Annotated in this window: 10 protein-coding genes; 6 read left to right on the top strand and 4 right to left on the bottom strand. The window is 64.2% G+C overall.

The features are described from left to right. The 5 genes from VLE48_11975 to VLE48_11955 form a co-directional block, all read left to right on the top strand. Positions 1-727 (top strand): beta-ketoacyl-[acyl-carrier-protein] synthase family protein (locus VLE48_11975; protein HSA93721.1); only part of this gene is annotated, 727 nt, incomplete at its 5' end. A gap of 67 nt (positions 728-794) precedes the next feature. Continuing rightward, positions 795-2,675, top strand: a complete 1,881-nt coding sequence (locus VLE48_11970) for an ABC transporter ATP-binding protein (protein HSA93720.1) — start codon at positions 795-797, stop codon at positions 2,673-2,675. 4 nt (positions 2,676-2,679) lie between these two features. Further along, complete coding sequence (locus VLE48_11965) at positions 2,680-3,942, top strand: hypothetical protein (protein ID HSA93719.1); 1,263 nt, start codon at positions 2,680-2,682, stop codon at positions 3,940-3,942. Then, positions 3,942-5,093: a lipid-A-disaccharide synthase gene (lpxB, locus tag VLE48_11960; protein HSA93718.1), complete on the top strand. Its 1,152-nt coding sequence runs from the start codon at positions 3,942-3,944 to the stop codon at positions 5,091-5,093. Before VLE48_11965 ends, lpxB begins: the two co-directional genes overlap by 1 nt. A gap of 58 nt (positions 5,094-5,151) precedes the next feature. Then, entirely contained in the window at positions 5,152-7,200 is a 2,049-nt protein-coding gene (locus VLE48_11955) for a M1 family aminopeptidase (protein HSA93717.1), read from the top strand. Here the strand turns inward: VLE48_11955 and VLE48_11950 are convergent. From VLE48_11950 to VLE48_11935, 4 genes are all read right to left on the bottom strand, one after another. Then, a complete protein-coding gene (locus VLE48_11950) occupies positions 7,197-8,309 on the bottom strand; it encodes an SAM-dependent methyltransferase (protein ID HSA93716.1) in 1,113 nt (370 codons plus the stop codon). The genes VLE48_11955 and VLE48_11950 overlap by 4 nt on opposite strands. An 88-nt stretch (positions 8,310-8,397) precedes the next feature. Beyond that, positions 8,398-8,691 carry a hypothetical protein gene (locus tag VLE48_11945; GenBank protein ID HSA93715.1) on the bottom strand — a complete coding sequence of 98 codons (294 nt, stop codon included), beginning with the start codon at positions 8,689-8,691 and terminating at the stop codon, positions 8,398-8,400. A gap of 67 nt (positions 8,692-8,758) precedes the next feature. Further along, on the bottom strand, positions 8,759-10,000 hold the full coding sequence (locus tag VLE48_11940) for an ABC transporter permease (protein ID HSA93714.1): 1,242 nt from the start codon (positions 9,998-10,000) through the stop codon (positions 8,759-8,761). Between the two features lie 28 nt (positions 10,001-10,028). Then, positions 10,029-11,270, bottom strand: coding sequence for an ABC transporter permease (locus VLE48_11935; GenBank protein HSA93713.1), 1,242 nt, complete (start codon positions 11,268-11,270; stop codon positions 10,029-10,031). Between the two features lie 318 nt (positions 11,271-11,588). Between VLE48_11935 and VLE48_11930 the strand changes: the two genes are divergently transcribed. Next, on the top strand, positions 11,589-12,008 hold a 420-nt coding region (locus tag VLE48_11930; GenBank protein ID HSA93712.1), incomplete at its 3' end, for a hypothetical protein.

The following is a 12,008-nucleotide window of genomic DNA, read 5'->3' as shown; positions in this document are numbered from 1 at the left end:
TGCCTATCGCCAGATTCAGGCGGGCGTGCTGCCCATGTTCCTGGTGGGCGGCGCCGACGCCCCGCTGGCCTACGGCATCATGAAGGGCTTCACCCTGATGAAGATCCTCACGACTTCGTGGAATCACCAGCCGCAGCGCGGCTCGCGCCCGTTCTCCGCCGACCGCGACGGTTTCGTGCTGGCCGAAGGCGCCTGGATGTTCGTGCTCGAGGATCTGGAACACGCTCGTGCCCGCGGCGCCCGCATCCACGCGGAGGTGGCCGGCTACGGCTCCACCTGCGAGGCTTTTCACCGCGTGCGCCTGGAAGAATGCGGCGAAGAGCCGGCACGCGCCATGCAGATTGCCATGACGGAAGCCGGCATCGGACCGGAGGAAGTCCAGTACGTCAACCTGCACGGCACTTCCACCGAGCTCAACGACCGCATCGAGACTCGCGCGCTCAAGCTGGCGTTGAACTGCAACGCCCACCAGACGCCGATGTCGGCGCTGAAATCGCAGATCGGCCACCCGCAGGGCGCCTGTGGCGCTGCCGGCGTCGCCGCCACGCTCGTGGCCATGCGCCACAACCAGCTTCCGCCAACCATCAACCTCGACGTACCCGATCCCGAATGCGACCTCGACTACGTCCCCGACCCCGGCCGCAAAGCGGCCATCGAACACGCGCTGTGCAACTGCATTGCCTTCGGCTCGAAGAACTCGGCGCTGGTGCTGCGGCGTGTTTCTTAGGGCCTCCATTCATTTCGCATCTACCCCTCGACCGCGCTACTCTAATTGCTTGTAGCAGCCGCCCTCCATGCACGAAGAAGAAGTCCTCGGCAAAGCCTATGACAGCCGCCTGATGCGGCGGCTGATCACCTACCTGCGCCCCTACAAGTGGCAGGTGGCGGTGGCGCTGGTGGCCATCGTGTTCAAGGCCGGCTTTGACGTCATCGGACCCTACCTGACCAAGGTCGCCGTGGACAAGTACCTGGTGCCGGGGAGCGCCACCGGCTCGCTGCTTGACCCGTGGCTGAGCCCGGAGCCGCTCGTCGGCGTAGCGCAGCTCGCCGCGCTGTATCTGGGCGCGCTGGCTGCGGGCTTCCTGTTCGAGTTCGGCCAAATCTATCTCATGCAGTGGGCGGGGCAGAAGGTGATGTTCGACCTGCGCAGCCAGATCTTCCGCCACCTGCAGCAGATGCACGTCGGCTTCTTCGACAAGAACCCGGTCGGCCGCCTGGTCACCCGCGTCACTACCGACGTGGATGCGCTCAACGAGATGTTCACCGCCGGCGTGGTCTCCATCTTCGAAGACATCTTCGTGCTCGCCGGCATCGTCATCATCATGCTGCTCATGGATTGGCGACTGGCGCTCATCACTTTTGCCGTGCTGCCCTTCATCTTCTGGGCCACCATGATCTTCCGCACCAAGGTGCGCGACTCCTACCGCCGCATTCGCGTGGCCATCGCGCGCATCAACGCCTACCTGCAGGAGCACGTCTCCGGCATCGTGGTGCTGCAGCTCTTCAACCGCGAGCAGAAGTCCTACAAGAAGTTTGAAGAGGTCAACGCCGCGCACATGCTGGCCTTCAAGGACGCCATCATGGCGCACGCCGTCTACTACCCCGTGGTCGAGATCCTCTCCGCCACCGCCATCGCTTCGGTCATCTGGTTCGGCGGCGGCGCCGTCATCCAGGGCGCAGTCTCCCTGGGCGTGCTGGTGGCCTTCATGCAGTACGCCCAGCGCTTCTTCCGGCCCATCCAGGACCTGAGCGAGAAGTACAACATCCTGCAGTCGGCCATGGCGTCGAGTGAGCGCGTCTTCAAGCTGCTCGATACCAAGGTCGAAGTTGTTTCACCGGCTGCCCCCAAGCGACCCGAGGGCCCGGGCCGCATCGAGTTCGATCACGTCTGGTTCGCTTATCGCTCGGCTCCCGCAAGCGACGGCCAACGCACGGGCGGCGATGGCGCCACGCGGCCCACCGAGCCCGACTGGGTGCTCAAGGACGTCAGCTTCACCATCGAGCCCGGGACGACCGCGGCCTTCGTCGGCCACACCGGCGCCGGCAAGACCACCATCATCTCGCTGCTGCTGCGTTTCTACGACGTGCAGCAGGGCGCCATCCGCATCGACGGCGTTGACCTCCGCGAAATGGACCTCGCCGACCTGCGCCGCCGTTTCGGCGTCGTGCTGCAAGATCCGTTCCTGTTCAGCGGCACGGTGCAGGACAACATCCGTCTCGGCACCTCCGGGATCGAGGAAGAAGACGTGGAGCGCGCCGCCGAAGAGGTCAACATCGCCGACTTCATCCGCACCCTTCCCGGCGGTTTCCAGGAGCCGGTGCTGGAGCGCGGTTCCACGCTGTCCACCGGGCAGAAGCAGCTTATTTCTTTCGCCCGCGCCCTGGCTCACAATCCCCGGATCCTGGTGCTCGACGAAGCCACCTCCAGCGTGGATACGGACACCGAACTGCGCGTCCGCGAAGCCCTGGCGCGCATGGTCGAAGGGCGGACGTCGCTCATCATCGCCCATCGCCTCTCGACCATCCAGCGGGCCGACGTCATCCTGGTGATGCACAAGGGCAAGCTGCGCGAGATGGGATCGCACCAGCAACTGCTGGCCCAGCGCGGCATATACTGGAAGCTGTATCAGCTCCAGTACAAGGACCAGGAAGCCGCCGTCAGCGCCGACGACTGAGCCTGTGACACGCTGCCTCATCGCAATCCTGATTTTCCTGCTGCTCCCTGCCGCCGCGCAGGACGCGCCCACTCCCAAACCTGTCAAGGAATACAACGAAGACGAACCGGCTCAGGCTCAGAAACCCGTCAAGGAATACTCGGAGTCGGAAGCAGAAGTTCCCCAACCCACTCCTGCGCCTGCCCCTGCGACCCCTGTACCTTCTGCTCTGACCGCCAAAGAGCAGGAGCTGCGCGCCATCGCCGAGCGTTTTGCCCCGGTCATCTATCACCGCCTGGCCGGCACCGAAGAAGACTATCGCTTCGACTATCCCACGAACTTCGATTTCGACGGCGACTGGGTGGGCAATAACAACTGGACCAACGCCGCCGATCCCCGCTACAAACTCTGGTCGTTCGTCTACTACTCGGTGATCGAGGGCGAGGACCACTATTACCTGCACTATGCCGTCTACCACCCGCGCGACTGGTCTGTCGTGCAGTCCACCTACACCACCATTCTCGACAAGGTGCAGGAAAAGTACGGCGACATCCTCGGGAACACAACGCGCAAGGATATCGAGTTCAACCACGAAAACGACCTCGAAGGCGCGCTGGTCATCGTGGCCAAGCATGCCGAGGGCGGGCCGGCTGTCATCGCCATGGAGACGGTAGCGCACAATCACCTGCTGCGCTGGGTGACGCCCGGCGCCTCGTACCTGCGCATCACCAGCGGCTTGCCCCGCCAGCGCCTGCGCCTGGAGGACGGCCGCCCTGTGCTTTACATCGAGTCGCAAAAGCATGGCATTCACGGATGGCAGGGCGAAGAGGCGACCGAAGATCAACCCATTCTGACGCTGCGCTACGGCAAGCCGGTAGAGTTCTCCCAAGTGAAGGACTTCGAGGCCACGTACGAACTGGTCTCCCTGCAGAAGACCTGGTGGAAACATGGCCGCGAAGCGCGCCAGCCCAACCAGACCTTCGGCACCGTGGTGGACTTCGGCGACCGCTTCTGCGCCGTGGCCGGAGCGCGCCGGCCCGATTGTGAACTGGGCACCGTGGGCGGCGCCATCCGCGGCGACTACGCGCGTCCTAACGCCGCCTCCGCGCCCTGGAACTGGATCGACCTCGACGACGAAAGTCTCCCGCCCGGCGCGTGGTTCTTCGATCCGGCCTCCATCCTGCGCCGACACTTCGGCCAGTTCGACAGCGAGGAGCGCTACCTGTACAACCCTTACCTCGGCATCACGGCCGACGCGGCCGAGCCTGCCCAGGCCACGGCCCGCTGATGCGCTTCCTGATCTCTGCGGGAGAAGCCTCGGGCGAACTCTATGGCGCGCAACTGATTGCCGCCCTCAAGAGGCGCGTTCCCGCAAGCGAGTTCTTCGGCGTGGGCGGCGAGCAGATGCGTGCCGCCGGCTGCGAAACCATCGTGGATTCCAGCCGGCTCTCAGTGGTCGGGATCACGGAGATCGTGTCCCACCTGCCGCGCATCTATGGCGACTTCCGCCGCCTGATCGCGGAAGCGGACCGCCGCCAGCCCGGCGCCGCCGTGGTCATCGATTCCCCCGCCTTCAACTTCCGCGTCGCGCGTGAGATGCATCGCCGCCGAATTCCCGTCATTTATTACGTGTGCCCGCAGCTCTGGGCCTGGCGCGAGCGGCGCGTGGAGCGCTTCCACAAGTGGATCAAGAAGGCGCTGGTCATCTTTCCTTTCGAAGAGCCGTGGTATCGCGAGCGCGGCGTGGATGCCGAATACGTCGGCCATCCTCTCGCCGACCTGTCGCCGCCCGCCACCACGCGCCAGGAGTTCGCCGCCGGAAACGGGCTCGATCCCGATCGTCCCTGGATCGCCTTGCTGCCGGGAAGCCGGGCAAGAGAAGTGCAGATGATGCTGCCCACCCTGCTGCGCGCTTTGGAGCGCCTGCCGGCAGACGTCCGGCGCGGCCACGAGTTCGTTCTGCCGGTCGCCTCCAGTCTGAGCCGTGCCTGGATGCAGGAGCAGGTGGCGCGTCACTCCTCGTCGGAACCGTCTCCCACGATCCGGCTTGTTGCGGACGCGCGCCCCGCTCTCATCCACGCCCGGGCTGCCGTAGTTGCCAGCGGCACGGCTACGGTGGAAGCGGCCCTCGCCGGCGCCCCCATGGTGGTGGTGTACCGCGTTTCGCCCTTGACCTGGCGGCTGGGCCGGGGCTTGCTGCGTGTTCCCTTCGTCGCCATGCCTAACCTGATCGTGGGCCGCCAAATCGTCCCCGAGCTGCTGCAATCCGGGTTCACCGCCGCCAACGTAGCTCAAGAGTTGGAGACTCTGCTGGCGGACGGCCCCGCTCGTGAGAAAATGTTAAGTGGCTTGGCCGAAGTGCGCAGCCGCCTGAAGGCAGGCGCCACACAGCCGGCGGCCGAGCGGGCCGCAGATGCGGTGCTGCGCGCCCTGTCTTAGAGCATCTTTTCTGCCCGGAAATTCATCAGAGAACGTGTCGGCGCAAAGGGAAAACCGAATGGACAATCCGAAGGGACGGGGCTGGACCATCCTCAGGCTGTTGCCGGCCGTCCTCCTTCTGGCTTCCGCCACCGCCTTGGGGGCGGAGGCGCCCCGCATACGCGCCGAAGATTACAAGATTGACGCCGAGCTGTTCCCCGCCGAACATCGCCTGAAAGCCAGCGCCCAGGTACGCTTCACCGCGCTCGACGACATCTCCACCGCCGTCTTCGAACTGCACAATGCGCTGCGGCCCACGCGCGTCACCGACGCCGAAGGCCACGAGCTCTCGGTCGAGCGCGTTACGCAGGATTCGACCGTGCGCGTCATGCTGCCCGCCGGCCTGGCCAAGGGCGCGAGTTCCACGCTGACCTTCGAGTACGAGGGCATCCTTCAGTCCGCCGTTGATAGCCCCGTCTATGGGCTGAGCCTGGCCTACATCGGCGCCGATACGTCCTATCTGCTTTACGCCGGCCGCTGGTTCCCGGTGACCGGATGGAACCTGCACCGCTTCACCGCCACCATGAACATCACCGTGCCCCAGGGCTACACCGTCGTGGGCAGCGGGCGCACCAACGTGGTGATGGGTGGCCTGCCGGCGAAAACCATCACGCCCGCCCAAGCCAAGGGCCGCACCCAGCCTTCTCCTGTTTCCCGCGAACCTAGAATGACTTACTCGTTTGCGTGGATGAAGCCCAGTTTCCCCGGCACGATCATCGCCGGCCGCTTCCAGGAGACGGTGAGCGAGGCGGGCGGCGTCACCGTCCGCACCTACTTCAAGCCCGAGCACAAGGAACTGGTTGCCGCCTACTCCGACACCGCCGTGAAGGAGTTCCAGGTTTTTTCCTCGATGTATGGCGGCGCGCCTTCCCCCATCCTCAACCTGGTCGAGCTGCCGGATGACACCCTGCCCTCGGCGTGGGCGCCGGAAATCGCGGCGCTGGTTTCGCGCGCACTCACCGATCCGCCCAACTACCGCCTGTTGGCCAACGCCATCGCGCACCAGTGGTGGGGAGTTTCGGTTTCTGTCGCCAGCATGGACAACGCCTGGCTCACCGACGGGTTCGCCCGCTACTCCGAGGCCCGCTATGTCGAGGTGGTCGCCGGCCCTGCCGGCTACCAGGAGATGGCCAGGGACATGTCCGTAGGCGCCCTCGCCTACGACACCGTGCCGCTGGGCAGCGTCAGCCGCCTGGAGCCATTCTCGCCCGAGTTCCAGTCGCTGGTCACCGAGAAGGGCGCCATGGTGCTGCACATGCTGCGCTGGGTGATGGGCGACACCAATTTCGACAACGCCCTGCGCACCTTCGCCACGCAGTTTGCCGGCAAGGCCGCCAACGCCGAGGACTTCCGCAAAGTGGCCGAGTTCGCCTACGGGGAAACGCTGAATCCATTCTTTTCCCAGTGGCTTTATTCCACGGGCGCGCCCGAGTTCAAGAACAAGTACACGGTGTATCGCGTCGATAAGGGCTTCCGCATCGTGGGCGAAATCAGCCAGGACCTCGACCTGTTCCGCATGCCCATGGAACTCCGCATCGACACCGACGGCCCCACCGAGACCCGGCGCATCGAAGTGGTAGGCACGGCTTCGCCCTTCGCCGTCGATGTTCCCACCAAGCCCCGCCGCATCCAGATCGACCCCAACAACTGGGTGCTCAAGAACTATCCCGATCTGAAGGTGCGCGTCGCCATCCTGCGCGGCCAGCAACTGGTGCAGCAGGGCGCGCTGGCGGAGGCGCTGGCCGAATTCCAGAAGGCGCTGGACGCCAACAAGAACAGCTCGCTCGCCCACTACCGCATTGCCGAGGTCTTCTTCCTGCAGCGCAACTACCAGGCCTCCGCCAACTCCTACCGCGACTCCTTGAGCGGCGACGGCGAACCGCGGTGGACGGAAGTCTGGAGCCGCATCCAGTTGGGCAAGATTTACGACATCACCGGGCAGCGCGAACGCGCGGTCAACGAATACCGCCAGGCCCTGCAGACCAATGACAACACCCAGGGCGCTCTCGACGAGGCTCGCCGCTACCTCGATTCGCCTTATACGGGCGAGAGAAAAAGCGGACTCTAGAGTCGCGCGAACGCCAGCCCGCGAATCCCATCTTTCGTCACTCCCTTTCCCAGCACCAGCACGTGGAAGCTCTCTCCCATGCCCGCGGGCGAGACCAGGTGCTTGAGCTGCAGCGCGACCTTGGCGCGCTCCTGCGGCAGGCGGCAGTCCTCGAAGGCATCCGCGAACTCGTTCTCTTCCCCGATCCCCATCAGGAACTGCGACTGCGTCACCAGTCCCAGCACGTCGAGCCCAGCCTCCCGCGCCGCGCCGGAGAGCGCGGTGAAGTTCACGTGGGCGGTGACGTCCTGCTCCCCCGGCGCCTCGTACGGATTCGCGCTCGCCGTGTGCCGCCGGTAGGCCATCACCGTGCCGCGGTGCCGCCCGGCCAGCAGTTCCTCGCGGGTGTATCCGTAGTCGATCAGCACGAAGAACGCGCGCTCGGCGAGCCGCGCCATGCGCGACCCCCAGCGCTGTGCTTCCAGACCCGCTTCCACCCGCTCACCCGCCTCCGGGTGCACCGCGTAGTGATCCAGATACTCCAGAGCTTCCACCGATGGCGGCGCGAACACTTCCACCAGTCGCCCGTCGCGCGCATCGACTCGCACCTCACCGCGGGCATCCACCAGCTCGACCGGCAGCGCGTCAAAGAATTCGTTGGCGAAAACGATGGCGTGCTGCGCCGGCGCAATCTCCTCCGGTTGAGCGGCGATCGAAACCCGTCCCTGCGCGATGGACTCGCCTAAACGTTCCTGCAAGCCCTGCCGCAGAATCGGCGACGCTTCCACCAGTCGGTAATGCAACGCCGCGAAGAACTCGGGGAACTTCTTCCGCGACCAGTCGAGTACGTCGCGGGCGAACAGACCCCTTCCCGGTCCCAGCTCGATCAGGTCCAGGCGCTTCGGCGCGCCCAGGCGCCGCCACATTCCCTCGAACTGGCGCGCGAGCAATCGTCCGAAGACGGCGTGCACGTCGCTCGAGGTATAGAAATCCCCTGCGCGGCCGAATTTCTCCTGCGGCCGGCTGTAGTAACCCTCTTTCGGGTCGTAGAGGCACATCTCCATGTAGCGCGAGAAGGGAATGGGCCCGCGCGTGGCGATTTCTTCGAGGATGCGTTCCCGGAGAGACACGCGATGGGATTCTACAGAACCCGCAATAAGCAGTACGCGATAAGCAATAAGCCAACCGCTCAACTGTTCGTTGCTTATCGCTAATCGCTTATCGCTTATCGCTCCTATCCTGCGGCGTCCTCACGAACATTTCGATCAGGTAGTCGTGCAGGCAGTCGTAGAGCTGGCGTTGAAAGCTCCATTCGAAATTGGGGTGGTCGAGGTCGCGGGGATGAATCTGGAAGAGGTATTCATGCACCGGGACGGGGGGATTCTTGAAGTTGATGGTCACCTCGACGCCGTCGCCCTGCTGGCGGGCATCGAAGTTCAGCAGCGGATGCTCATACCGCCGCAGTTGCTGGAGGACGCGCTCCAGTCGCACGTTGACAGTCCCCTCGGACATGCTGCCATTCTAGCCAGGGAAGAAGGCCGAACATCCGCTAATTCCCAAGCGACTCAATCCCAGGGCTTCATTCGTAGCGCAGGGCTTCGATGGGATCGAGCCGGGACGCCTTGATGGCCGGAAGCATGCCGCTCACCAGTCCCACGAGCCCGAGGATGACGGTGGCGACCATCAGCGTGAAGGGATCGATGGCGAGCTGGATGTCGCCCGCGGTTGCGTTCTTGGCGATGGCGCTGTAGAGCGTAAGGGATCCCGCCGACCAGGAGATGACATAGGCGATGACCACCCCCAGCAGTCCGCCGACAAAGGTGATAGCCAGGGCCTCGGCCAGGAACTGGAAGAGGATGTCCCTGCGGCGCGCGCCGAGCGCTTTTTCCACTCCGATTTCGCGCGTTCGCTGGGTTACCGAAACCAGCATGATGTTCATCAGACCCACGCCACCGATACCCAAGGTGAGCGTGCCGATGAAAGCCAGCAGCACGCGCAGGCCCGTGGAGATGATGTGAAACTGCTTCAGGTCCTTCATGGTGTTGAACACCCACACGGCGCGCTTGTCCTTGGGGTTGAACCCGTGCGCCTGGCCCAGCACCGTGCGTACCTGAGCTTCCACTTTTTCGTATTCCATACCCTCGTAGTCGAGAAAGATGCCGTTCAGATAGTAGGTGTCCTTCAGGTCGCTCATGGTGGTGAAGGGAATGTAGACCTGGGTGTTGATATTGTCGTTCCCTTCCTGCATTTTGGGCTTCAGGAAGCCGACCACCTCAAAGCTGATACCGCCGATCCGCACCCTCTCTCCGAGGGCGTACTGACCCGAGAAGAGCTTGCTCTTGGATTCCGAACTCAGCACGACGACCCGTGCGCGAGCATTGACTTCGGCGTCGTTGAAGAAGCGGCCCTGCTCCAAATCCAGGCTGCGCATTCTGGCCAGTCCGGGATAGCAGCCGACCACCTCCCAGTCAAAGTTGCGCACGTCCCGCTGAACGGTGGTGTTGTGCCAGGCCATGGGACTGATGCGGTTCACCAGCGGCACGCCGGCGCGGATGCGCTCGAGGTCGTCCATGGTCAGGCGGATCTCGGTGCCGGCTTTGGACCCGCCAGCTTGCATGGAGGTGCGTCCCGGGAAAACCCCGATCATCTTGGCGCCGAAATTGGCGAAGATGTTCTCAATGGCCTGCTGGAAACCGGCCCCGTAGGCCAGCAGCAGGACCACGGTGGCGATGCCCCAGGCCATGCCCAGCATGGTAAGGGTGGCGCGGCTGCGATTGTGCCGCAGCGAGCCGTAGGCCTGTCCCATCAGATCGCGAACCATCTCTCTCCGCCTTCCCTGCCTCCGCTCGCTATTCCTGCCGGAGCGCTTCCACCGGCTGCATCAGGGCTGCCTTGCGCGCGGGATACAGCCCCGCCACAATGCCCGCGAATGACAGCGCCAACACCGCCACCGTCGCCGACGAGGGCACCAGGCGTGGTGTGTCAAAGCCCTCCGGGGCCGGCAACTGCGCGAGCAGCATCATGAATCCGGCCGCGGCTGCGATCCCCACGCCGCCGCTGATCAGCGTCAGGAACGCGCCCTCCAGGAAAAACTGCGTCAGGATGCTGCGGTTGGTGGCGCCCAGCGCCTTCCTCAGCCCGATTTCCCTCGTCCTCTCGGTTACCGAGACCAGCATGATGTTGATGATTCCGATGGCGCCCAGCGCCAGAGTCACAAGGCCCACGCCGCCCAGGAACAGGTTCATGGCGTCGAAGATCTTGCCGATCGTCTCCTGGCTCTTCACCGTGTCCCAGTCCCAGAAGTTGTCGTCGTTGGTGTAGTCGAAACCGCCTTTTCGGCGGGCGATGATCCGGCGGACCTCCATGCGTGCGTCGTCGTGCACCTCGCGGGAGGCGGGGCGATAGTTCAGGTAGGTGATGCCATCCACCCGGTCCTCGTCCTTAAGCGGAAACAGGATGCGCATGGTCTGGTAGGGGATGAATACCCGCATGTCCGTCATGCTGGACTCGCCGCGCATTTTCTCGATGGAGCCGATCACTTCGAAGCGCACGCCGTTCAGCAGGATGGTCGTGCCCAGGAAGGGACGTCCCGGGAACAGGTTGCGACGCATTTCGTCACCCAGTACCGCCACCCGACGCTGTTGCTGGTCGTCCAGTTCGTTCAACCAGCGTCCTTGGGCCAGAGGCATGTAGCGGATCACGTCGTAGTTGGCGTTCACCCCGAACACCTGGCCGTTGGTGCTGTTGAACTCGCTGGCGGCGCGAATGTCGCCGCGGTTCAGCACCGGGGAGATGGCGCGCAAATGCCGGGCTTCTTCCTTGACCGCGAGATAGTCCCCGTGGGTCAGTCGGAAGGGCTTCATAGCCTGGTGGCTGCCCTCCACCGCCGGAATGCGTCCGCCGAACATGAACATGATGTCTTCGCCGATGGTGTCCAGTTGCCGCTTGTTGCCGGAGCGAAAGCCTTCGCCCAAACCGATGAGCAGCAACAGCGATCCCACACCCCAGGCGATCCCGAACATGGTCAGGAAGGAGCGCAGCTTGTGCGCCCACAGGGTGCGCAAGGTCTGGCGGAAAATGTCCAGGAACATCCGCATGATTCTACACCGGTTGGTACGCAGCCCGCGGCCGCCCGGTTCCCCTTCCGATGCAGGCGTTTCAGGGCTCCGGAGTTGGACGCGCTCCCATGTGGAAAGTCACATGCGGGCTCCGCGCCAGCCAGCAGTTTGGGACGGGCGGCTCCCGGCCTGGGACAAGCGTAACCGCTGGCGGGGACTATCCCCTTCGGGCTTGGCGAGGCGGCGTGTCCCTACCGCCCACGTTAGCGCCCAACCGCAGGGCGCGAACGTGGGGCACCCGGCACCCGCTAGGATAGTGCACTCTCGCGGTTGGGCTAAGATAAGCCGCGCATGGCGTCGAAAACCGTCCAGTGCGACATGCACGGCGAGCGCGCCGAGACCTTCGTCTGCCACCACCTCGTCGGCGACGGTGCTGTCGGCCGCGGCTTCAACCGCAATCAGCCCACGGACGACAACCCTTTCCCGGACGCTTGGTGCGACGAATGCGAGAACATGCGTGCCACCCACGACGGTTGGAACGAGGAATCCGAGAAGCATACGCAGGTCAGCTTACTCTGCTCGGGCTGTTACAACGTTGCGCGTATCCGCAACACGCGGACGGGCGTCACTCTCGATGACCTCAAGGAAATGCGCTGGAAATGCGGTCACTGCGAGGAATGGCATACCGGGGCTCCGCTCGATTTCGGCTACGACGCACCAGGTTACTGGACGCCAAAGGACCAAAGGCGTGCTCGCTTTCTAGAACGTTTA

It is taken from the genome of Terriglobales bacterium (genome assembly GCA_035454605.1).
In the GTDB taxonomy this organism is placed as follows: domain Bacteria; phylum Acidobacteriota; class Terriglobia; order Terriglobales; family Acidobacteriaceae; genus DATMAB01.
This window is presented reverse-complemented; position numbering and strand designations above follow the sequence as displayed.

Bases quoted from the DNA above. Each gene is read 5' to 3' on its own strand.
- lpxB (HSA93718.1), top strand. From the start codon at position 3,942: ATGCGCTTCCTGATCTCTGCGGGAGAAGCCTCGGGCGAACTCTATGGC.
- VLE48_11970 (HSA93720.1), top strand. From the start codon at position 795: ATGCACGAAGAAGAAGTCCTCGGCAAAGCCTATGACAGCCGCCTGATG.
- VLE48_11945 (HSA93715.1), bottom strand. From the start codon at position 8,691: ATGTCCGAGGGGACTGTCAACGTGCGACTGGAGCGCGTCCTCCAGCAA.
- VLE48_11955 (HSA93717.1), top strand. From the start codon at position 5,152: ATGGACAATCCGAAGGGACGGGGCTGGACCATCCTCAGGCTGTTGCCG.
- VLE48_11935 (HSA93713.1), bottom strand. From the start codon at position 11,270: ATGTTCCTGGACATTTTCCGCCAGACCTTGCGCACCCTGTGGGCGCAC.
- VLE48_11940 (HSA93714.1), bottom strand. From the start codon at position 10,000: ATGGTTCGCGATCTGATGGGACAGGCCTACGGCTCGCTGCGGCACAAT.